The sequence below is a fragment of the Virgibacillus dokdonensis genome, from assembly GCF_900166595.1.
GTDB lineage: Bacteria > Bacillota > Bacilli > Bacillales > Amphibacillaceae > Virgibacillus > Virgibacillus dokdonensis.
Genome location: NZ_LT745763.1, coordinates 3,174,186 through 3,196,988, shown reverse-complemented (window position 1 = coordinate 3,196,988; position 22,803 = coordinate 3,174,186). Strand labels below are relative to the sequence as shown.

Annotated in this window: 21 protein-coding genes and 2 CRISPR repeat arrays; of the genes, 17 read left to right on the top strand and 4 right to left on the bottom strand. The window is 36.1% G+C overall.

The window, feature by feature from the left end; all coding sequences use genetic code 11:
* Positions 1 to 53 precede the first annotated feature (53 nt).
* The 3 genes from B2C77_RS16500 to B2C77_RS16490 all read left to right on the top strand — a co-directional run bounded on the left by B2C77_RS16500 (position 54) and on the right by B2C77_RS16490 (position 4,087).
* On the top strand, positions 54 to 1,856 hold the full coding sequence (locus tag B2C77_RS16500) for an ATP-binding protein (protein ID WP_367946646.1): 1,803 nt from the start codon (positions 54 to 56) through the stop codon (positions 1,854 to 1,856).
* Positions 1,822 to 2,562 carry a response regulator gene (locus tag B2C77_RS16495; RefSeq protein WP_077706035.1) on the top strand — a complete coding sequence of 247 codons (741 nt, stop codon included), beginning with the start codon at positions 1,822 to 1,824 and terminating at the stop codon, positions 2,560 to 2,562. Before B2C77_RS16500 ends, B2C77_RS16495 begins: the two co-directional genes overlap by 35 nt.
* A gap of 190 nt (positions 2,563 to 2,752) precedes the next feature.
* A complete protein-coding gene (locus tag B2C77_RS16490; RefSeq protein ID WP_077706034.1) occupies positions 2,753 to 4,087 on the top strand; it encodes a CitMHS family transporter in 1,335 nt (444 codons plus the stop codon).
* A 243-nt stretch (positions 4,088 to 4,330) separates the two neighbouring features.
* Here the strand turns inward: B2C77_RS16490 and B2C77_RS16485 are convergent, their stop codons facing one another.
* On the bottom strand, positions 4,331 to 4,639 hold the full coding sequence (locus B2C77_RS16485; RefSeq protein ID WP_141130752.1) for a hypothetical protein: 309 nt from the start codon (positions 4,637 to 4,639) through the stop codon (positions 4,331 to 4,333).
* Positions 4,640 to 4,684: 45 nt separating this feature from the next.
* Here B2C77_RS16485 and B2C77_RS16480 point away from each other — a divergent pair, with 45 nt between their 5' ends.
* Positions 4,685 to 4,921 carry a gamma-glutamyltransferase gene (locus B2C77_RS16480; RefSeq protein ID WP_077706032.1) on the top strand — a complete coding sequence of 79 codons (237 nt, stop codon included), beginning with the start codon at positions 4,685 to 4,687 and terminating at the stop codon, positions 4,919 to 4,921.
* Positions 4,922 to 5,478: 557 nt separating this feature from the next.
* A CRISPR array of direct repeats spans positions 5,479 to 6,248; the repeat unit is 32 nt; unit sequence ATTTCAATCCACGCACCTATATAAGGTGCGAC.
* A 356-nt stretch (positions 6,249 to 6,604) separates the two neighbouring features.
* On the opposite strand, the gene B2C77_RS16475 is transcribed toward B2C77_RS16480, so the two are convergent.
* Positions 6,605 to 6,949 (bottom strand): helix-turn-helix domain-containing protein, encoded by a 345-nt coding sequence (locus B2C77_RS16475; protein ID WP_073006582.1) that lies wholly within the window; start codon positions 6,947 to 6,949, stop codon positions 6,605 to 6,607.
* A gap of 153 nt (positions 6,950 to 7,102) precedes the next feature.
* Between B2C77_RS16475 and B2C77_RS16470 the strand changes: the two genes are divergently transcribed.
* The 6 genes from B2C77_RS16470 (at position 7,103) to B2C77_RS16445 (ending at position 15,066) form a co-directional block, all read left to right on the top strand.
* Positions 7,103 to 7,342 (top strand): helix-turn-helix transcriptional regulator, encoded by a 240-nt coding sequence (locus tag B2C77_RS16470; RefSeq protein ID WP_077706031.1) that lies wholly within the window; start codon positions 7,103 to 7,105, stop codon positions 7,340 to 7,342.
* Positions 7,343 to 7,765: 423 nt separating this feature from the next.
* A complete protein-coding gene (locus B2C77_RS16465) occupies positions 7,766 to 8,728 on the top strand; it encodes a tripartite tricarboxylate transporter substrate binding protein (RefSeq protein ID WP_077706950.1) in 963 nt (320 codons plus the stop codon).
* Between the two features lie 27 nt (positions 8,729 to 8,755).
* The gene (locus B2C77_RS16460; protein ID WP_077706030.1) at positions 8,756 to 9,205 is read left to right on the top strand and encodes a tripartite tricarboxylate transporter TctB family protein; all 450 of its coding nucleotides are present in this window, start codon (positions 8,756 to 8,758) and stop codon (positions 9,203 to 9,205) included.
* A 12-nt stretch (positions 9,206 to 9,217) separates the two neighbouring features.
* Positions 9,218 to 10,699 carry a tripartite tricarboxylate transporter permease gene (locus B2C77_RS16455; protein ID WP_077706029.1) on the top strand — a complete coding sequence of 494 codons (1,482 nt, stop codon included), beginning with the start codon at positions 9,218 to 9,220 and terminating at the stop codon, positions 10,697 to 10,699.
* Between the two features lie 13 nt (positions 10,700 to 10,712).
* Positions 10,713 to 11,705, top strand: a complete 993-nt coding sequence (locus B2C77_RS16450) for an asparaginase (RefSeq protein WP_077706028.1) — start codon at positions 10,713 to 10,715, stop codon at positions 11,703 to 11,705.
* 80 nt (positions 11,706 to 11,785) lie between these two features.
* A CRISPR array of direct repeats spans positions 11,786 to 13,023; the repeat unit is 32 nt; unit sequence ATTTCAATCCACGCACCTATATTAGGTGCGAC.
* 672 nt (positions 13,024 to 13,695) lie between these two features.
* Positions 13,696 to 15,066: an FAD-binding oxidoreductase gene (locus B2C77_RS16445; protein ID WP_077706027.1), complete on the top strand. Its 1,371-nt coding sequence runs from the start codon at positions 13,696 to 13,698 to the stop codon at positions 15,064 to 15,066.
* Between the two features lie 428 nt (positions 15,067 to 15,494).
* On the opposite strand, the gene B2C77_RS16440 is transcribed toward B2C77_RS16445, so the two are convergent.
* Positions 15,495 to 15,779: a hypothetical protein gene (locus B2C77_RS16440; RefSeq protein WP_147301663.1), complete on the bottom strand. Its 285-nt coding sequence runs from the start codon at positions 15,777 to 15,779 to the stop codon at positions 15,495 to 15,497.
* A gap of 421 nt (positions 15,780 to 16,200) precedes the next feature.
* The gene (locus tag B2C77_RS16435; RefSeq protein ID WP_077706025.1) at positions 16,201 to 16,545 is read right to left on the bottom strand and encodes a helix-turn-helix domain-containing protein; all 345 of its coding nucleotides are present in this window, start codon (positions 16,543 to 16,545) and stop codon (positions 16,201 to 16,203) included.
* 1,264 nt (positions 16,546 to 17,809) lie between these two features.
* Here B2C77_RS16435 and B2C77_RS16430 point away from each other — a divergent pair.
* The 7 genes from B2C77_RS16430 to B2C77_RS16405 all read left to right on the top strand — a co-directional run bounded on the left by B2C77_RS16430 (position 17,810) and on the right by B2C77_RS16405 (position 22,428).
* Positions 17,810 to 19,126 carry a neutral/alkaline non-lysosomal ceramidase N-terminal domain-containing protein gene (locus tag B2C77_RS16430; RefSeq protein ID WP_077706024.1) on the top strand — a complete coding sequence of 439 codons (1,317 nt, stop codon included), beginning with the start codon at positions 17,810 to 17,812 and terminating at the stop codon, positions 19,124 to 19,126.
* Positions 19,119 to 19,592, top strand: coding sequence for a PTS sugar transporter subunit IIB (locus B2C77_RS16425; protein WP_073006598.1), 474 nt, complete (start codon positions 19,119 to 19,121; stop codon positions 19,590 to 19,592). Before B2C77_RS16430 ends, B2C77_RS16425 begins: the two co-directional genes overlap by 8 nt.
* Before the next feature lie 19 nt (positions 19,593 to 19,611).
* The gene (gene agaW, locus B2C77_RS16420) at positions 19,612 to 20,364 is read left to right on the top strand and encodes a PTS N-acetylgalactosamine transporter subunit IIC (protein ID WP_073006600.1); all 753 of its coding nucleotides are present in this window, start codon (positions 19,612 to 19,614) and stop codon (positions 20,362 to 20,364) included.
* Entirely contained in the window at positions 20,354 to 21,181 is an 828-nt protein-coding gene (locus tag B2C77_RS16415; RefSeq protein WP_077706023.1) for a PTS system mannose/fructose/sorbose family transporter subunit IID, read from the top strand. Before agaW ends, B2C77_RS16415 begins: the two co-directional genes overlap by 11 nt.
* A 69-nt stretch (positions 21,182 to 21,250) precedes the next feature.
* Entirely contained in the window at positions 21,251 to 21,514 is a 264-nt protein-coding gene (locus B2C77_RS16410) for a PTS sugar transporter subunit IIA domain-containing protein (protein ID WP_077706022.1), read from the top strand.
* Complete coding sequence (locus B2C77_RS21770; protein ID WP_176087351.1) at positions 21,484 to 21,642, top strand: PTS sugar transporter subunit IIA; 159 nt, start codon at positions 21,484 to 21,486, stop codon at positions 21,640 to 21,642. Before B2C77_RS16410 ends, B2C77_RS21770 begins: the two co-directional genes overlap by 31 nt.
* A gap of 54 nt (positions 21,643 to 21,696) precedes the next feature.
* Positions 21,697 to 22,428: a sugar isomerase domain-containing protein gene (locus B2C77_RS16405; RefSeq protein WP_073006605.1), complete on the top strand. Its 732-nt coding sequence runs from the start codon at positions 21,697 to 21,699 to the stop codon at positions 22,426 to 22,428.
* The last annotated feature ends 375 nt before the right edge of the window (positions 22,429 to 22,803 follow it).

Genomic DNA, 22,803 nt, shown 5'->3' with positions numbered 1-22,803 from the left:
TTTTGAAAAATGAGTATATCGTCATATGACGAAAGAAGCGAAGGGAGAAGATTTTGCTCACAGTAGCATCCATTTTTCTTTTTATCCTGTCTACAATCGGTTCGTTAAAGCAAATTCTTTCTTCCTATCATAAACATGTCATTATACTAGTAAGAGAGAGGATGAAAAAGGGCGTAAAGATGTTTATTCTACATAAGAAGAAAGATATTATTGCTAATAAACGATATTTCAGTTTAAAGGTGAAAATGATCATGCTTATAAGTATCTTGCTTATAGGGATGTTTGTTATTTTTGGATTGTTTCTTCGCTCATTTATAGCAACAACGATGGAAGATCAAATAGCAAAGCGGGCGTTAAGCGTATCTAAAAGTGTCGCGAATATGCCAAGTGTACGCGATGCTTTTGAGTTAGAGCGTCCGGAAACGGTCATGGAAAATATTGTCGGACCCCTTCAACAAAATATTGGAGCAGAGTTTATAGTTATAGGAAATAAGGAAGGCATTCGTTATGCACATCCAGACCCGAAAAAAATTGGAAAGCCAATGGTTGGTGGGGATAATGCTCGTGCCTTAGAAGAAGGACAGTCATATATCTCAAAGCGTGAAGGATCGTTAGGGTTATCCATTCGCGGAAAAACACCTATTAGAGATAAGCGTGGAGAAATTATTGGTGTGGTATCGGTTGGCTTCTTAAATGAAGAAGTGCAACATATTATTGAGGAGCAAAGCAGATCTGTTTGGTTAATGCTGTTTGGTATTCTTTTCATAGGGGTTATAGGCGCTATTCTGATTGCTACCTATTTAAAAAAATTATTATCGGGAATGGAGCCTGAGGAAATCACTCAACTATTATTGCAAAAGGAGGCCATTTTACAGTCTACACATGAAGGAATTATTGCTGTGGATAACCAAGGGAAAATGATGATGATGAACGTTGCTGCGCAAACTATTTTATTCGAGCGAGAAATAGATAGAAGGTCGTATGTAGGGAAAAGTGTTGATGAATTTTTACCTCATACGGGGTTATTTGATGTTTTGAAAACAGGTGAGAAGCATTTTAATAAAGAGATGATCCTTGGTGATGTCATTGTTTTGACGAACCGAATGCCTATCTTTCATCAACATACTATCATTGGGGCGGTTACTACATTTCGTAAAAAAACGGAGCTGGAAAGCATTACAAAAGAGTTATCGCAAATGAAACAATATGCCAATGCCCAACGTGCACAAACGCATGAATTTTCTAATAAATTGCATACTATTCTAGGTTTGTTACAGCTAGATAAGCAGGAAGAAGCGATCGCTTATATAAAGCAAGAAAACAAAACCCAAGGGACACTTTCGCGATTTTTACTGCAACAAGTAGCTGATCCAATGGTTCAAGGGTTGCTTCAAGGGAAATGGGATCAAGCTAGCGAACTTGGCGTTACGATGACGATTGATCCAGATAGCCAGCTTTCTACTAGTTTTGTTGGAGAAAAGCAACGGGCGTTTTTAACAGCGGTCGGTAATTTGCTTGAGAATGCTATCGAGTCTGTGAAAAAGGAAGCAAAATCGAATCGTAACATGACGGTTCTATTTACAGATATTGGTGAAGATGTCATTGTAGAGGTGGATGATTCGGGAAGCGGACTTTCACATCAGGATATGGATTATATTTTTGAACAAGGTTATACGACCAAAAATGGCGACCATCGTGGTGTTGGTTTAGCGTTAAGTAAACATTTTGTAGATCGTGTAGGAGGAAAAATCTTAGTGGAAGAAGGCGAATTAGGAGGGGCTCGTTTTATCATTATTATGCCGAAAGGGGGATGGGAAAGGCATGGACAAACAGGGGATACAGGTACTAATTATTGAAGATGATTTTCGCGTTGCAGCGATCAATCAACAATTTGTGGAACAAGTAGATGGGTATCAGGTTGTAAAAAGTGTCAAAACAGCCGAAGAAGCTTATCATTATTTGCGGCAGCCAGGGACAGAAATAGATCTCATATTATTGGATATCTATATCCCAGATGTAGAAGGATTGGAACTTTTTTGGCAATTGCGTACCCACTGTAAACGAGTAGATATTGTGGTAATCTCCGCTGCGATAGAAAAAAACGTCATTGAGGAAGTGCTACGTGGTGGCGTGATTGATTATATCATTAAGCCTGTGGATGCAGAGCGGTTTACAAAGATGTTGAAGCAGTATCAACAAAGGCGGCGCTTTTTGATGTCGAAAGAAGTTTTAGAACAGCATGAAATCGATGATCTGATGGAAAGACAGATTGGGGGTTTCTCTCCTACCAAAAAAACGCATGGTCAGTTGCCTAAAGGAATTGATTCAATTACGTTAGATGAAGTTACCAATCTATTTCAAACTAAAAAGGTAAAAGGAATTACAGCTATGGAGTTAAGTGAACAAATTGGGACGAGCCGATCAACTGCCAGAAGATACTTAGAGTATCTCGTTTCCTTAAAAAAGATTAAGACAACACTGCTGTATGGAAATGTAGGCAGACCAGAAAGGCGTTATGTCCTTTGTGAAACTTATGAACAAAATGAAACAAATAATAGTTAAAATACTTATCGACACAATATTTTAACCGCTTACATTCCGTGATATTTTAATTACTAATCTAATACTTTTCGATAACTTTTATCGTGAAAAGCATTGTTTCTCATAAAACTAGTTGAGAAAACGTTAGAAGATAACATTTGCGTGACTTTGGGGTTTTACATACCGCTTTGCTATGCAGAAGGGGGATATCATGGGAGTTTTAAGTATCAATGGATTTTTGACGATTATCATCATTGTACTATTATTAATTAGCGGACGTGTGGCGCCAATTATAGCATTAGTGTTGACACCTATCATAGCTGCAGTCATTGCTGGATTTGGTCTAGAAGACATCGGAACATTTTTTAATGATGGGATTGCCGATGTTGTACATGTTGCAATTATGTTTATTTTTGCGATTCTTTTTTTCGGTATTATGCAAGATGTTGGATTATTTGATCCATTAATTCGAGGGATGATTACTGTATCGCAGGGGAATGTCATCGCAATTAGTGTTGGTAGTGTTTTTATTGCTGCCATTGCTCAATTAGATGGGTCTGGGGCATCTACATTTCTTATTACCATACCAGCATTGTTGCCGCTTTATAAAAAGTTAAAGATGAATCCATATTTACTTCTGCTATTGATTGCAGGAAGCGCAAGCATTATGAATATGTTACCATGGGCAGGGCCGTTGGGCAGGTCGGCTTCTGTGTTAAATATGGATGTCACGGAATTATGGAGACCGTTAATACCTGTTCAAGCCATTGGACTTGTACTTATGATTGCTTTAGCGATTGTTCTTGGATATCGGGAAAAAAGGCGGATTACGAAAGCATACGGATCCGTAGAAGCGGCGGCAGCTATGGAGCCTGATGTAACCAACGTAGACGCTACGTCAGAAACTATAAACAAAGCGTCAGAAACTGTTGCTTGGAAATTTTGGCTTAACGTTTTATTAGCCGTTGCCGTTGTAGGGACATTAGTATGGGGCATTATCCCAGCAGGGCTTGTATTTATGATTGGGGTAAGCTTAGCGCTACCGCTAAATTATCCAAACATGGAAGATCAAATGGATCGCATTCGCGCTCATGCTCCAAATGCCTTAATGATGGCGACAATTATACTAGCAGCTGGAACCTTCTTAGGGATTTTAACTGGTACGGGAATGTTGAATGCGATTGCAGAAGATGTGGTCAAAGTAATCCCAGCATTCATTGCGCCGTATATTCATTTAATTATCGGATTCTTTGGTGTTCCATTTGATTTGTTGTTAAGCACGGATGCGTATTATTTCGCATTAATGCCAGTAGTCGAACAAATTGCAACTGGCTTTGGGATTGATTCTCTATCTACTGGTTATGCGATGATTGTTGGCAATATTGTTGGAACGTTTATTAGTCCATTTTCACCAGCAGTCTGGTTGGCTCTGGGATTGGCAGGCTTGGAAATGGGACGTCATATTCGTTATTCCCTGTTTTGGCTATGGGGGCTTAGTATTGTTCTCTTAGCAAGCACCGTAGCTATTGGATTAATTACTGTTTAAAATATGCCGCACATCTTGTGCGGTTTTTTGAACTGTAGAAAGCATTCGTGGATGATAGTATAAGAAAAACAAAGGTTGTCGCTATTAGAATTGGCGACAGCCAAATTTTCCTAATATTTTTCCTTCGCTAGTCATTCCTGTTTGTTAAAAATAATCTAACTTTGTTGAGTAGTAGATGTTTTTTTATCCGGGTGCGAGTTATTAACAAGATATTTGCTTTTACTGCTTTATGATAGTACTTGGTCATTTAACTTCTACATCAAATATAAACGATGCCTCCCCGTTTTCCCACTTGGCTTTCACTTCATAAATATAAATTCCTTCTTTTTGTGGGACATTTAGTTTATTGTCTTTAAGAGCAACTTCTTTTGTTTGTTCATCTTCGTTCCACTGAAAAACAGTAAGTGATGGATTTTCTTTAACGATAATTTCTATACTACTATTTTTATTGACCGTAAGTGTTTCAAATTCTTCGGAAAGTTCCAATACGGAGGGAGTATCTACAGACTGTATTTCTGGCTCTCCTTTAGACACATAATCTCCTGGTATCATTTCATATTTATCTGAATGTACAATGATTTCACCAGATGTTGGTACTTGCTCTTTTATAAACGGAAACTGACAGATGATTTATTTAAAGAATGGTTTACAACTTTTGCACCTAAAGGAAAAGCACCTGCAGCAGGTGAAATATGGTACGCACCAAACCATGAAACGACATTACAGGAAATAGCAGATAGCTACGGGGAGTCTTTTTATCGTGGAGAATTAGCAGAGCGTATTCATCAATTCTCTAAGCAAACTGGTATAAGGTTGGCATACTTTTTCAAATGAATCACCCCTTAATATGTTATGCCTATGCTACAAGTATAATTAATCATACCATCTCGTGCTTACTGAATTTAAAGAATACGTTGTCTTGCTTAGATACAATTCGGCTTTTCCGTTATCACCGTCAGGATATCCTCTAACATTGAACTTAAAAAAATGTTCCTTTCCAATTTGGTGCTTCAAATCTTAATATTCGCCATTGAAATGCACATTAATAAAACAAATGTAAATAACCCAGTTATAGTTCTTGTCTCAATAATAAAACTCGCCTTTCCCCTTAACTCTTTTATTATAGTAGACTTCTATACATGGCTAAGAAACACCTGCAAGTTTTCAAATTATGTATAGGTATGTTTTTAATACTTGATCACTAAAAACTTTGGTTTATTAGTGGCAACTACAAATTTATAGGGGGAAGTTACAAACATCTTCAATAAAGGATATGGTGGATAATTCTGAATTATTTTAAGGTAAAAATGGCTATTATACCAGCTGTAATTTCCATCGCACCTATATAAGGTGCGACTAGGTCATTATCAGTAAAATATTCCATAATATTTATTTCAATCCACGCACCTATATAAGGTGCGACAACTTGATTAGTTGTTTTCATTTTGTTTATTGCAAATTTCAATCCACGCACCTATATAAGGTGCGACTCATATAATGCGAAAACGCCAAAGAAAACATTAAAATTTCAATCCACGCACCTATATAAGGTGCGACTAATAACTTGGTGCGTTGGTGTTGTAATCTCTACATTTCAATCCACGCACCTATATAAGGTGCGACTCGCTTTGGGGGACTATTCATGACGAATTGATATTTATTTCAATCCATGCACCTATATAAGGTGCGACTTGCACCACCAAGGTATTACGGATATAGAGTGATTATTTCAATCCACGCACCTATATAAGGTGCGACGACGTTGCAATAGTAGAAATGGTAAGAGCACAATTTATTTCAATCCACGCACCTATATAAGGTGCGACCGACTGGCCAGCTGACAGAAATGTACGGTAAGTTGTTATTTCAATCCACGCACCTATATAAGGTGCGACAATTGTATCAATTATTTGATCTTGATGAGGATATATTTCAATCCACGCACCTATATAAGGTGCGACTTATTTGGCACGACATATTCATCTTTTATCTAAGATTTCAATCCACGCACCTATATAAGGTGCGACAAAAACGATTTTTTGTTAGTGGTCAAAGTCCATCAATTTCAATCCACGCACCTATATAAGGTGCGACCTAATATTATTGTGGATGTAGAGTGATATAAAAGAATTTCAATCCACGCACCTATATAAGGTGCGACTGCGATTTTATCCTAAAAACTAACAAAAATAATCAAAAACAGTCCATTTTTAGGTTGAAAATCTTAAATATTACTAATTATCTTCAATATTATTACAAAAATCATCAAAAAAGCAAGCGGATTTTGGTGCGAATCCCCCTGGGTTTTTATGTGCACTTGGGGTTCGCACCAAGTATATTATGTAAAAATTTTTGTATTTAGAACAATTAATGAATACACAAAAGGCGGTCATGAAAGTTTTAGTTATCTGTTGACGTATTATATAAAGCAAATTTCTGAACGCCTTTTTGAAACCAAACTCCAATAGAAAAATTTCTTATACACTCTAAAATGAAGAAAGCTTTACAACACCAATTTTATTCCTCTTTAAAAACATCCCAAATTTTTTTAAGACGACGCATATCCTCCTCTCCATTGCTTGGTAATTCTTTGTACCAGAGTTCTAATTCTGGATCAATATTTAAAACTTCATCTTTATTCTTGTTTTTAATGCTATTTCCTACCAAGTAATCAATACTTACATTATAAAATTGTGATAAATTTTTAAGCATTTCTATATCTGGCTCTACATGATTGTTCTCGTAATGGGAATATCTAGCACGAGAAATACCCAGAGATTTTGCAACATCTTCCTGTTTTAAATCTCTTTGCTTCCGTAGAAATTTCAATCTATTTCCAAATACAGGAGAGTTCTTTTTCACATGATCACCTCAAATTACCTCTATTATAACGGACAACCGATAAAATGTTTATCTATGATAATAAAATTTTCTAAAAATCATTGACGATAATTAGTTTATCTTTTATAGTATTTGTAATGATAAAAAAGTTATCAAATGGAGGGAGAATAGTTAATGGAACGAAAAGCATTTACACAGCTCAGAAAAAAGCATCAATTGACTCAACAAGAATTAGCAAAAGAATTGGGTATTTCAACTATCTATGTTAGAAAAATAGAAAAAGGAGATGCTGATCCTGGTCGAGATACAATGGTGAAGTATGAATTATTTTTCAACGAAGATATAAAAAAACTTTTTCCAGATATTTTTTATGCTATTGATAAGGAAAAACAAAATGATAAAGAAGTGATCTAATTCCTTATAAAAATTGAAATATATAAATGAATATTATGCAATGCACAACGGGGTTACTAGCAAGTCAAATAAAATTTGAATTGATTAGTGCACCTAAAAAGTGACTGTTTCAATAGCGCGATAAAAGTTTGATTGATTCTTACCCCAAAAAGGTCATTAGATTATTTCATGTCGGCATATAGTATTCCATTTATTGAACAAGCAACTATATACGGTGTTTTGAAAATATGATTTTTTAAAAATCGACCTTTTTGGGAATTATCTATTTTCAACTACTTTTTTGGGTGAAGGCATGATAGTTTTTGTATCTCTATGAACAAATGATTCTACTATGAATAGCACTTACAGGCGAGTTTGTTATACAAAAATGAAAGGGTGATTACGTTGGGAAAAAAATGGGGTTTGATTTTAGTGTTTGTAAGCATGGTTACTTTAATCGCTTGTTCTAATAATAATAAAGCGGTTAGTGGGGAATGGTCTCCAAAAGAATCGATTGAGGTTGTCGCTCCTGCTGGTGCTGGGGGTGGCTGGGATACAACTGCGAGAATGGCTGCCAAAATATTTGAGGAAGAAGGGATAATAGAGCAAGATATTGGCGTAGTAAATAAACCTGGTGGAGGGGGTGCTGTTGGTTGGGCTTATGTAGCTGAGAAAGCAGGAAATCCGCATCACATGTTTATCGCTTCCCCTCCAATTATTGATGTGCCATTAAATGGTCAATCTCAGTATGATCATAATGATTTTACGCCAATTGCCAATGTAATTGCTGATTATGGTGCTTTTGCAGTAAGGGCAGATTCAAAATGGGAGAATTTAAACGATTTATTTGAAGATATGAAGAAAGACCCTTCATCCGTTACAATCATTGGCGCATCTTCTCCTGGGAGTATGGATCATATTCAATTTGTGAAAATTGCCAAGGAAGCTGGAGTAGATATTAAAAAAATTAAATATGTATCTGAGCAAGATGGAGGAACATTAACAGCTTTATTGAACGGAAGTGCTGATGTTTATTCAACTGGTGTTGCGGAAACCATTGAACAAGCAAAGGCTGGGAAAATCAAGGTGCTTGGAGTCACTTCAGAAGAGCGATTAGAGGGAGAAGTTATTTCTGAATTTCCAACGGTTCAAGAACAGGGGATTGACTCCTATTTTGTGAATTGGCGAGGTTTTTTTGCACCACCTGATACTGACGAAAACGCCATAGATTTTTATGTGTCTAAGTTTAAAGAATTAAATGAGTCAGAAGCATGGAAAGAAATTCGAAAGCAGTATGGTTGGGATGAAATGTTCATGTATGGAGAAGAGTACAAAGATTTTTTAGATGAACAGAAAGAAGAGTCTGAACAATTACTGGATGAGCTAGGAATATTAAAAAATGAATGAGGGCAAGATGGGAGTTGATCTATAAACATGTTAAAAACATTAAATAGAAAAATTGCAGTGCTTCTTTGGTGCATAGCTATTTTATATCTCTTCTTTGCCTATAGATTGCCGTCCTATGCTTATGTACCAATAGATTCGAATGCTTTGCCAATAATTTTAGGAATATTATTACTAGTTCTTTCCACTATCTTATTTTTCGGAAAAGGGGACGCTGAAAATGACAAATTAAATATAAATAAGACTGATTTGCTGAAATTACTTGGTGTGTTTTTGCTCATCGTTCTTTATGCTAGTTTTTTAGAGAGTTTAGGGTTTTTAATTGTAAGCACTTTCTTCATATTCTTTTGCTCGTACTTATTAGGTTATAGAAAACATGTAATTAATGCTGTTATAGCTATTCTCGTACCATTAACATTTTATCTTTTATTTACGAGCGCATTACAAATTCGATTGCCGCAAGGGGTTATGCCTTTTTAGAGGGAGGTTATTATGGGAGGTTTGGAAGGATTACTATCAGGTTTTCAGGTTGCTTTTAGTGTAGAAGGGATTATTTTTGTTTTTATTGGTGTGTTGGCAGGTACTTTTATTGGTATGTTACCGGGATTAGGTCCAATTTCGGCAATTGCGGTCATGATTCCTATATCTTATGGGTTTGATCCTACTATTGCTCTTGTTATGATGGCGGGAGTTTATTACGGCGCTGTATTTGGAGGTTCTACATCATCGATTTTGTTAAATGCTCCAGGTATATCTGGAACAGTAGCCACAGCTTTTGATGGTCATCCATTAGCGAAACAAGGAAAAGCGGGAAAAGCACTTGCCATTGCAGCTATTTCTTCTTTTATTGGTGGAACGGTAGGAATTGTATTACTCATGTTATTTGCTCCAATGCTTGCCTCAGTGGCGATTGCATTTGGACCGCCTGAGTACTTTGCTTTAATGTTAGTAGCGCTAACGGCTATTGCTAGTTTATCAGAAGGTTCTCTTGCGAAAGCGTTTATTTCGGGAGTGATTGGTTTTATGTTTGCCACAGTAGGGATTGATGCGCAAACAGGAACCCCTCGTTTTACGTTTGGGATGACAAATTTATTAAGTGGTATTGAATTTTTAGTTATAGCTCTAGGTTTGTTTGCTTTGGCTGAAATTTGCTTTTTAATCATTAACTCTTTTAAAGAGAAGAACGATATACACCAAAATATTGGTAGTCTCAAGCTGACGAAATCGGATCTTAAAGAAATGAAAGGGCCAGCAACAAGGCAATCTTTTCTTGGATTTATCATTGGTGTGTTACCGGGCGCTGGCGCAACGATTGCTTCTTTTATTGGTTATATTATTGAGAAAAAATTATCGAGAAGACCTGAGCAATTTGGGAAAGGTTCCATAAAAGGATTAACAGCTCCAGAAACTGCTAACAATGCAGCTACCAGTGGCGCGTTTGTTCCGTTATTAAGTCTTGGAATTCCAGGATCAGGTACGACAGCTGTGTTATTAGGAGCGTTACTTGTGCTAGGAGTGCAACCTGGCCCTCTGTTATTTGAGGATGAACCGACCTTGTTTTGGGGCGTTATTGCTAGTATGTATATCGGAAATGTCTTCTTATTAATATTAAATTTGCCGTTGATCCCGTATATTTCCAAGCTGTTACTTATTCCTAGACCACTTCTTATATCACTAGTAATTACTTTTTGTATGCTTGGCGTCTATGCTATTAGTTTTAACACATTTGATATTTACTTATTACTTATATTTGGGGTTATTGGGTTTTTAATGCGATTAGCGCGTTTCCCAGCACCACCATTTATTTTAAGTTTTATTTTGGGAGGAATGATGGAGCAATCTTTGAGGCAGTCACTGACTATTTCTGAAGGGGGTTTGGGCATTTTTTTAGAAAGTCCTATAGCAATGGCTCTCTTTATAGTAGCTTTGTTGTCTATTGTTATTCCAGCTTTTAAAAAGAAGACGATTACTTGAGTGAGGGGTAATAATGAAAAGAATAAAATTAATTGCAAGCGGGGGAACTATTTCAGGTAAAGGTGCGAACCGACTTGACCTAAAAGACTATCGGACTGGTTATTATAAGGGGGAAGATTTATTGCGACAAGTTCCAGAAGTTTTGAATATAGCTCAAGTAGATGCGTACGAGTTAGCTAACAAGAGTAGTACAAAAATGCAAAGTTCTGATTGGCTAAAGTTAAAAAGACTTGTTAATGAATTGCTTAATCAAGAGCATTATGATGGGATTGTCATTACGCATGGAACAAACACGTTAGAAGAAACGGCTTACTTTTTGCATTTAACGGTTCAAAGTGGAAAACCAGTAGTAATTGTGGGGGCGCAAAGACCTTTTACCGCCCTTGGTTCTGATGCGTTACAAAATTTGTGGATAGCCTTTAAAGTAGCAATAGATGAACAATCGTATGATAAAGGAGTTCTTGTTGTTGCTAACAATGAAATTCATTCTGCACGAGAAGTATCCAAAACAGATACGTATAGTTTGGAAACATTTCAATCAGGAAAAGCGGGGGCTCTAGGGTATGTAAGTGCGGAACACACCGTGCTATATGATAGATATCCAACTAGAAAGCATACTTTTCAATCTGTGTTTAATGATAATAGCAACGTTAGAAACTTACCTGAGGTGGCCATTGTGTATTCATACGCTGGTGTAAACGAAGATATTATTAATTTTATTGTCGATAGTGGGAAGTATTCTGGAATTGTGTTAGCTGGGACGGGGGCGGGAAGGTGTTCTCCAAAAGAGGAGAAGGCGCTAAAAAAAGCCTGTCAAAAAGGAATAGTAGTGGTTAGAAGTAGTCGGTGCTTTGAAGGACGGGTTGTCCCTATTGAAAGTTTTGATACTTTTCCTTTTATAACCGCAGATAACTTGTCACCGCAAAAAGCTAGAATATTGTTAATGTTAGCACTTACTCTGACGGATGACCTATCAGAAATACAAGCGATGTTTCATGATTATTGAAGTTTTATGTGATGATTCCCATGTCGCACCTGTATCAGGTGCGACATGGGAATTTAGTCCAATCAAAAGCTCGAAAGCCAATTTCAATCCACGCACCTATATTAGGTGCGACGGCATCTAATAAGATGTTTGTAAATGCAAGTAAATTTCAATCCACGCACCTATATTAGGTGCGACTAAGAAAAGCAGGTGTATGGAGAGATTTACATGATATTTCAATCCACGCACCTATATTAGGTGCGACCAGTACTTTACAGTGTTAATGATGATGATCGTGTATTTCAATCCACGCACCTATATTAGGTGCGACTAACCCGGTTGCGGAATCGGGCATGGCTGGCAAAATTTCAATCCACGCACCTATATTAGGTGCGACTTTCTCGTTTCCAGGAGCTTGTTGTTTTTGTTTTATTTCAATCCACGCACCTATATTAGGTGCGACCTTTTTCATTATTGCAATCTACTTGGATGATAGCTATTTCAATCCACGCACCTATATTAGGTGCGACTTAAAAAATGGACGAGAAAACAATTTTAGCTTTAAGAATTTCAATCCACGCACCTATATTAGGTGCGACAATAACAATCGACCGAATTTTTGATAGTTGTTACATTTCAATCCACGCACCTATATTAGGTGCGACGCAGTATTTGCTCAGGGAGTATTAAGACATGCCACGATTTCAATCCACGCACCTATATTAGGTGCGACTTGGTTTCGCTCGTGAATTTGTTAACCCGGTTACGATTTCAATCCACGCACCTATATTAGGTGCGAAGATTAAATATCGGTTTAAATACGTATAACAACGGCATTTCAATCCACGCACCTATATTAGGTGCGACGTCTGTTTTTCTTGTCCTTCCTCATTTGAGGATATTTCAATCCACGCACCTATATTAGGTGCGACACGTATTGTCGAGTGTAGTTTCGTTGGCACAGCAAAATATTTCAATCCACGCACCTATATTAGGTGCGACACATGCAAAAGCAATTAGATGATCACATAGTCGAGATTTCAATCCACGCACCTATATTAGGTGCGACAGTTAAAAAAACCTTAAAGGAGTTGTTTTAAAATATTTCAATCCACGCACCTATATTAGGTGCGACTATTCTCTTCAATTATTTATGATTTTAATCAAAGCAATTTCAATCCACGCACCTATATTAGGTGCGACGGCTTTGTGCAATCGAGATTACGGGCGATTAAATGCAATTTCAATCCACGCACCTATATTAGGTGCGACTGTTTTCATCCACGCTTTAAAGTATTCATTGAAAGATTTCAATCCACGCACCTATATTAGGTGCGACTGCGATTTTACACTAAAAAGTTAAAAAAATCATAAAAAACAGCCCGTTTTTAGCTTAGAAATCGCAAATAATTTGTGTAAATGGAATTATATTACATATATTACCGTAATATTACTTAAATTTTGGTGCGAATCCCCTAGGGTTTTTATGTGCACTTGGGGTTCGCACTAAAAAGTAAACTGAAATGATATGAATAATTTTATATTCATTATAAGGCATAATTCATAATTAGTCATTTCATGAATATAATTGTACAATACTGTTTTTTAGTTTCTAGCTTGCAAATTTTTGTAACGTCAATATTACTTATTCTTGACTATACGTGTCTTCCTTATAGCAATTTTATTTAAATCACAGTAACGATATTTTTTGACATTTACTTGTTCTTCTTTTTAGTAGCATCATGGTTATCCGTGTTGTTCTTACAAAAGGATGGAATGGGTTCATGAAATTTTAGGATAATTGGTAACTTCTCAATAATTCATAAATATGATAAGGTCTTCCTATGGGGGGAGAGTATTGCTTTTTTAACACACTTGTAAGTATTGTTGTGTAAATGATGATATTTTTTTACTGTTAACCTCTAAGTATTTAAAGGGAAACTAATATGTGTTTACATACAGGTTTAATTTTTGAATTATTTAAATTAATGTGGGATGGAGAGAGTAGAAAATGATATTTATGAATGCATTAGAACAGATACTTCCATCAGATCGTATAAGTGATAATGAAACGATATTAGAGCAGCACAGTGCAGATGAATCTTACCATACACCTGCTTTACCAAATGTAGTTGTTTTTCCAAAAACAACAATAGAAGTAAGTCGTGTGGTGAAGCTGGCTTCGGAGTTTAATGTGCCGATAGTGCCTTTTGGTTTAGGTACGAGCCTGGAAGGGAGTGTTATTCCATATCAAGGAGGGATTACGATTGATTTCTCCTTAATGAATCAAATTTTGGAAGTACGACCAGATGATTTTTTAGTTAAGGTGCAACCAGGTGTGACGCGAAAGCAATTGGAAAAAGAGTTGAAAAAGTACGGTTTATTTTTCTCTGTTGATCCTGGTGCCGATGCAACTCTAGGAGGGATGGCAGCGACAAATGCAAGTGGCACAACATCTGTTAAATATGGTGTAATGCGAGATCAGGTTAGGAATTTGCAAGTTGTCTTAGCAGACGGTAGCGTTATTCATACGGGGAATATGGCAGCGAAGTCTTCTTCTGGATTACATCTTAATGGATTATTTATTGGTTCAGAAGGAACGCTTGGTTGTTTTACAGAACTTACGTTAAAAGTACATGGTATACCAGAAAAAATGGTGGCAGGAAGAGCGGCATTTACTACGTTAGATAATGCAGTGGGGGCAGTTATTGCTATATTACAAGCTGGCATTCCTGTTGCTAGGGTGGAACTCGTAGATGCATCATCGATGAAACACATCAATTTATTTAGTAATACGGATTATTTAGAAAAGCCGACAATTTTTATAGAATTTCATGGAAATGAAGCGGGCCTCCAAGAGGATATGAATTTTACTACGGAAATTTTAGAGGAACATCAATGTCAAGATCTCGCATTTGAAGCAGATACGCTAGGGAGAAATCGTTTGTGGGAAGCACGACATCAAACTGCGTACGCTTTTTTACATCATTATCCTGGGAAAAAGCAGATGGTAACCGATGTTTGTGTGCCAATCTCTAATTTGGCAAATGCTATTACACAAGGAAGAGCTGCTGTGGATGCTTCAGGACTTGCTGGAGGTATCATTGGGCATGTCGGCGATGGTAATTATCATATATTAATGATGATTGATGCACAGAATCCAGAAGATATTGCAAAAGCAAATGAGGTGAATGAGCAAATTGTTTCCTATGCTTTGTCATGTGGTGGAACATGTACTGGTGAACATGGCGTTGGGGTTGGTAAAGCAAAATATCAACTGGCAGAGCATGGCGCAGCTCTTCAAGTGATGAAAAGTATTAAAGACAGTCTAGATCCGCATCATATTTTTAACCCTGGTAAAATTTTCACGGATTTGAATTGATTGTTTTTTAGGGGGCTTGTTAAAAAAGTATGCGGATATATTCATTTATTGAAAATAGTTCAATCGTATTGAAAAAAATGAGGAGCCGCTAGTTGTAGAACAATAGATTAAGTACGCTATGCGTGGGAAGGCAAACTTGTATAACTAGCGGTTTTTTAGTTAGTAGATAAGTATATTTATGTAATGTGCGACCTATTTAAAGAAACCAGTCTGTACTTAGCTTCGAAAAATAGAAGAGTAAGGTGCTTTTTAATAAGAAAAACCCCTCAGTCACAGCCACTTTAATTGCTTCTGAGCCCTTACGAATTCTATTGCCTTGAGTTAGCATATATGGTCAATGTAAGCAGTGAGCAACGAGCTTCGTGATCAGGTTCGCTTACTACTTTGCTAATGCAGCTTCCTGTTGGGATATTACAAAAAACAAGAGCTTAACCAACTTTTAAATAGGCGCAAATGAAAGAGGGGATTGAAAAGATTAATACAGTAATAGAAGTAATAGTATTTATCATTGAAGTATAACAATTAGGAGCAGCACATGCAGCAGTATGCGCTTCCACCAACATTATAAGAGAAATAACAATTGCTAGAGAGCTAGGTGCATAAATAACAATTTTATATTTAATGGCCTTGACAAATAAGATGGTTAAGGCTACAACAATGCCCCCTATAAAAACTCCTTGTACTAAAGGATATAAAACAAGCATATTCATCATCCTTTCTTTATGAGTTTTTAGCTACAAACCACTTCAATTTATGGTATTGTTAACAGCATAAAAGTTGTTTATGCAGTATTCAATACACGCACCTATACAAGGTGCGACGTAGCGAGTTCACCCTAAAAAACTAACAAAAATAATCAAAAACAGTCCATTTTTAGGTTGAAAATTTTAAATGTTATTAATTATCTTCAATGTTAATACAAAAACCAATAAAAAAGCAAGTAGATTTTGGTGCGAATCCCCCTGGGTTTTATGTGCACTTGGGGATCGCACCAAGTATATTATGTAAAAATTGTTGTATTTAGAACAAATTAATGTATACTCAGAATGCGGTCATGAAAGCTTTAGTTATCCGTTGTCGTATTATATAAAGGAAATTTTTTTAACTCAACTTTGACACAAAATCCAATCAGTTTTATTCTTCTTTAAATACATCCCAAATTTTTTTAAGCCGAAGCATATCTTTCTCTCCATTGCTTGGCAAATCCCTATACCAAAGTTTTAATTCTGGATCAATATCTAAAACTTCATCTTTATCATTGTTTTGATTACCATTTCCTACTAGGTAATCAATGGTTACATTATAAAAACGAGATAAGTTTTTAAGCATTTCTATATCTGGCTCTACATGATTGTTCTCGTAATGGGAATACCTAGCACGGGAAATGTTAAGAGACTTTGCAACTTCTTCCTGTTTTAAGCCCCTCTGCTTCCGTAGAAATTTCAATCTATTTCCAAATACAGGGGAGTTCTTTTTCACATCATCACCTCATCACCTCAAATTACCTCTATTATAACGGACAACCGATAAAATGTTTATCTATAATAATAAAGTTTTCAAAAAATACTTACAATAAAATCTTGTATATTATTTGGTTATTTATAAATGGTTGCGATAAATAAGTTATCTAAAAGAAGCGGTAGTTAATGAGACGAAAAGCACTCATACAACTATAATGAAACGTTAACTGACTTTAACAAGAATTAGCAAAAGAATAGGTATTTAATTACTATGTCAAAAGCATTAAAAAAAGAGACGTTAAGCTTGATAAGATACATTAGTAAAGTATAAACCATACTGCAATAATGATGAAAAACGTTTCAAATATTTTTAATGGAAGTAATGGTAAATGAGAGGAAGATGACGTTGAGGAAAACAAATAGCTATTGATTCTAGGAGTTATAAGCATGTGAATCTATATATCTATTTTCTATTAGTTTAAACGATTTATGATAACCTCTTAGACTGCTTATTCAAAAGAAAAGGGTACAACGTTAAAAAATCATGTGCCACATGGGAGGGGAGCATGATTTTTTGTTTTTGTCTAGGAAATTAGAGGAAATTATCAAATTTTGCAGCTGTGGATAAACTAACTAATTTATTTAGCCACGTCCGGCGCAAGCGTCCAACAACTAGGCGACTCGACTTCACTGCATTGCCTTAAGCTAAATCATCATCGGTTCGTTCTAAAAAGGAAGGCCGACTAAAGACGGGCTTGCGGGAGGGCGCCGGTATACTCCTGTTGCAGGAGCATGATTCCTAAAACTTTCATTGATTCGTTCCACTCGCTACGTTGCTAACCGGGCGCCCCGAGCCTTTGTTCTTTAAATCTATCATCTCAATATCAATATAGTTTAAGATAGTTTAAATGATACTATTATTTTCAAAAAAGATATTGACGATAACTTATTTATCATTTATAGTGTGTATAGTACGAAAAAATATTAAAGGGAAGGAGGCGTATGTTGGGGAGAAAGCTACAAATATATAAACAAGAAGTAGTTGCTGAATGACCTAGCGTCGATACTAACTGAAAATTAACAAAATTATCTTGATTGGCAACACACATGAATAAAGTATGGATCGTTCTTTAAAGTAGATGTCGAGTTACTTTATCCGGACATATTTTCCAAAGGAAAAACAAGCTGTCTTGGAGCTAAGTACAGGAAGAATAATCATTTCTTTTTTCGGTGTTTAATCGATGACTAACATTTAATTATCATGAAAGGAGCTATAATACTATATGCCGCTTCACTGTGGAACAGCAAAGAAAGAAATTACCCCTCAAATAGGTACAAACTTAGCAGGTTATATGAAGGAAAGAAAAGCAGCAGGAATTCATGATCCTCTTTACACGCGAGTATTTGTATTTTCGAATGAAAATGACTTATTTATTATGATAAATCTTGATTTAGTAGGCATTGATTCTCGCTATGTGAAATTATTAACAAAAAGGATTTGGGAGAACTTTTCCATACCTAAACATCATGTGTTTGTTCATGCAACCCATACCCACTCAGGCCCCGGAGGCATATTTGATGAGAGTTCTTTACTTGCAACTGCTCATCCGTATCTGAATGGCTATTTACCATATACAAAGTCAATTGTAGACCATCAACATAACCAAATATTAGCAGCTATTGATTATGCATTAAAAAATTTAGAGATATGTGAGGTTAAGTTTGGGGAGGGGGTTGCAGAAGGAATAGCTACCAATCGTAACAATTTAGAAGCTAGCTATGATCATAAAGTAAGCGTTATTACGTTTACGAATAAACAAGGAGAAAAGGCAATAATGTATCATTTTGCATGCCACCCAACCATTTTAAACGCTAATAACGTATATATTAGCGCTGATTTCCCCGGTGAAGTGAGCAAAGTTTTAGAGGAGCGTTCGGATGTAAACTGTGCCATGTTTATAAATGGTCCATCAGCAGATATTAGTACACGCTTTACGCGAAAAGCATCCACTTTTCAAGAAATAGAGCGTATAGGTGGGAAATTAGCACAAAAGGTAATTCAAACTTCAGAAAGTGCAACAGCTATAGAGCGGCCAATTGTAAGAGCAGCGTTATATCCAATTACTTTACAAATGCGAGATATACCTGATGAAAAAACGATTAAACAGGAGTTAAAAAAATTACAGGCTATATATAGCGAGAAACAAGATAAAGTTTCTGTGGGAGAATTACGCAGAATAGCGTCACAAATAGAAGGGGCTAATTGTTTACTGCAAATAGTCAAAAATGTAAAAAAAGTAAATGATATTACGACAGTGATTCAACTGTTTCGGATTAAACATATTGTGTTTGTTGGTATACCAGGCGAATTCTATTTCGAATCGGGAGAGGAGATTGCTACCTATTTTGATTTCCCATTATTATTTGCAGGAAATACAAACGATCAAATCGGATACATTGTTCCAAAAAAATACTGGGAGAAAAGAGACTATGAAGCATATACGACGTTGTTAGCCCCTGAATCGGAAGATAAGATAAAGCAAGCTGTAAGAGAATATTTGTACTTATTTGCGAATGAAGGAGAGTGTAAGGATGGCTAATATATTGTTAACAAGAGTTGATTATAGATTAATTCATGGACAAGTTGCTGTTGGTTGGGTGAATTATTTACGAGCAAATATGATTGTTGTAGTTAATGATGAAGTTGCTAATGATACGTTTCAGCAAAGCTTAATGGATATGGCGGTATCGTCAGGAATTGAAACCCGTTATTTTTCTATAGAAGAAGCCATTCTTAAATTACCACAAGCATCCGCACAGCAAAAGTTACTAGTTGTTGTCAGATATATTCAGGATGCATTGAAATTAATTGAAGGAGGCCTAGAAATTAAAGAGATTAACATTGGCAATCTTCACTACGAAGATGGGAAGAAGCAAATTGCTAAATCCGTTGCCATTAATGAAGCAGACAGAGCGTGTATAAGAAAAATAGCAGAAATGGGTGTTAAACAAACGATTCAGCGTGTACCAGAAGAACGGGGATATGACATTGTTGGCTTATTATAATGAAGGGATGTGAAATTGCATGTTAATAAAAGCTATCCTTATTTCTATATGGGCTGGAATAGCTGGAATTGATCAATTTAATTTTCAAACCCATTTACACAGACCGATTGTTACCGGGGTTGTTGTTGGAATTATTCTAGGAGATATGGAGACAGGGTTAATTACAGGAGCAACGCTAGAATTAATATGGATGGGACTTGTATCAATTGGAGGAGCGCAGCCGCCAAATGTTGTAATTGGCGGTATAATCGGGACTGCATTCGCTATTTTATTAGATCAAGATCCAAAGGTAGCGGTGAGTGTAGCTGTACCGTTTGCGGTTGCTGTTCAAGGTGCGATCACTTTGTTGTTTACGGTATATTCTCCAATTATGCATAAATTTGATCAGCTTGCAGTAGCAGGTAATGTAAGAAAAATAAAATGGCTTAGTCTTTCGCAGTTGCCTGTATTATTTTTATTTAATTTCATCGTTGCTTTTTTACCAATTTATTTAGGTGTTGATTCCGCTAGAACTGCTTTAGAAAGTTTGCCTTCTTGGATACTTGATGGTTTAAGTGTGGCTGGGGGAATGATGCCCGCAGTTGGATTTGCTATGTTACTTCATATTATGCTGAAGCAGCAATATATTCCGTTTCTTTTGATAGGTTTTGTTTTAGTGACATATTTTGAATTGTCGTTAATAGGTATTGCCATTATTGCTATTGCAATTGCAATGTACGATTATTTCCGAAAGAGTACAGAGCGAAAGGAGACGACAACGAATGGTATCTGATGTGAAAAAGGAGCAAGTGGAAGAAAATAGGATGCAAAAAGTAATCACTAAATATGATTTATTTAAAATGGCCTTCCGTTCTTTCTTTTTGCAAAGTTCATTTAACTACGAAAGAATGCAGGCAGGGGGATGGCTTTACAGTATACTTCCAGCTTTGGAGCGTGTTTCGAAGAGCAAAAAAGAACTTTCAGAGAAAATGCAACGGCATTTAGATTTCTTTAATAGCCATACATTTATTTCTACCATTATTCTTGGGATGATTGCTGCTATGGAAGAAAAGAAACAAGATGGAAACTCTATCCGTGCAGTAAAAGTAGCAATGATGGGACCTTTCGGAGGAATCGGTGATGCGCTAATCTGGCTTACATTACTTCCAATTTGTGCGGGGATTGGCGTGTCATTAGCAATGGAAGGGAATGTGGCTGGTCCAATTATTTTCTTGCTTAGTTTTAATGCGGTGCATTTTCTTATCCGTTTCGGAGGCATCTATTTTGGCTACCGATCAGGAATAAATGCCATGCAAAAACTAAAATCCGGTACGAAAGATATTGCACATGCAGCTACGATTGTCGGTATTACGGTAGTAGGAGCTTTAATTGCTTCTTACGTTAGTATTCAAACTCCTTTAAAAGCAACAGCAGGTGAAGCGGAGATAAAGATACAAGAAGATTTATTAGACCAAATTATGCCTAATTTATTGCCCTTTGGTTTTACGTTGTTACTATATATGTTGTTACGAAAGGGTTTTTCTCCAATTAAACTTATAGGTATTATTGTACTTTTGGGATTAGTAGGTAAGTATTTTGGATTTTTATAAACGAGGGCACTTTGAGTAAGAAGTGTGATTTTATTTCAATATATTTTAAAGAAAATAGGAGGCAAATGTATGACAGGAGTGGTCATTACTGGTCATGGGTTTTATGCTAGCGGCGTGAAATCAACCATTCAATTAATTGCTGGTGAGCAGCATGAAGTTAAGTATGTTGATTTTTTGGAGAGCGATGAACCTAGTGATTTAAGAGAGAAATTAGAGCATTATCTTGATAGCATGAATAATGTCACTAATATTTTGTTTCTGACGGATATTGTGGGAGGAACTCCATTTAAAATAAGTGCATTTTGCAAGAAAGAAAAATTGCAGGTGCTGTAGTGGCTGGTGCTAATATTTCTATGGTGTTGGAAGTTTTATTTACTAGGGAGAACGCTACATTAAGTGAATTAAAGCAAACTGCTATTCAAGCTGGTATAAGTGGAATTAAAATTTTGCCTAAAGAATGATTCAAAGGGAAGTAATAGAAGCACTTTTGTTGCTTTCGAGGAGGAGATGTATATATGCATGGCTATGTAGAGGGAGTAATGAATAAGCTACATAGAGCAATTAGTAAGCAAACGAATCAATTGGAACAAGCTTCAAGTTTAATTGCGGATTGTGTGAAGCAGGGTGGCGTTTTACATGTGCTGGGAACGGGGCATTCACATATGATAGCGGAGGAAATCTTTTATCGGGCAGGTGGAGCGTTATTCGTTAATCCTATTCTTGATTCTGGATTTATGCTACATGAGGGAGCTACAAAAAGCACTCGAATGGAAAGGTTATCTGGTTATGCGGAAGTGTTATTAGAAGGTGTAGATATTCGTGGTTACGATGTGTTTTTGGTTGTTTCTAATTCAGGGAGGAATGTTTTTCCTATTGAAGCTACTTTTTATATGAAACAAAAAAATGTATATACCATATCAATATCTTCATTTGAACATAGCAAATCAGTAAAATCACGCCATGAAAGTGGTAAGCGGTTATTTGAATTAACTGATTTAGCTTTCGATAATTATGGCGAAGTAGGAGACGCATTTTTAAAATCTCCAGGTTTAGAACCACGGTATGGACCATCTTCATCTGTTGTAGGGATAGTGCTTGTCCAAACGCTTATTAGTATGACGATAGAAGAACTTTTACGCCGCGATGAAAGACCTCCATTACTTGTAAGTGCGAATATGGATGGTTCGGATGATAAAAATCTAAAGCAAATGGAGCTATATAGAGACCGTATTCCTTTGTTAAGATGATATGTATGAGGGTAATTAGGTACCAACTACCTTTGGCTTAATGGTTTTTTTCTTAAGAGTCATTAATGGTATGCAGTTTTATTGATTATTTGATGATAAGTCACATGAAATATAACTTATTTCATGTGACTTATATTTTGGAAGCCAATTAAGTAATTAAAATAGCTAAGATGTTTTTTATTCTTCATTATTATTCTTATTAAATTTATGATGAGTATGAAGGTCCATATAATGAATGCAAAATATATGGTTTTAGTTACATTACCCATCTCAGGAAACATCAACGTAAAACCAACGAATGTCAGTATTGAGAAAATCAAATAATTAATTTGTTCTTTCATAGTATTTCCTCCTTGTAACTATTAGACGAAGAAG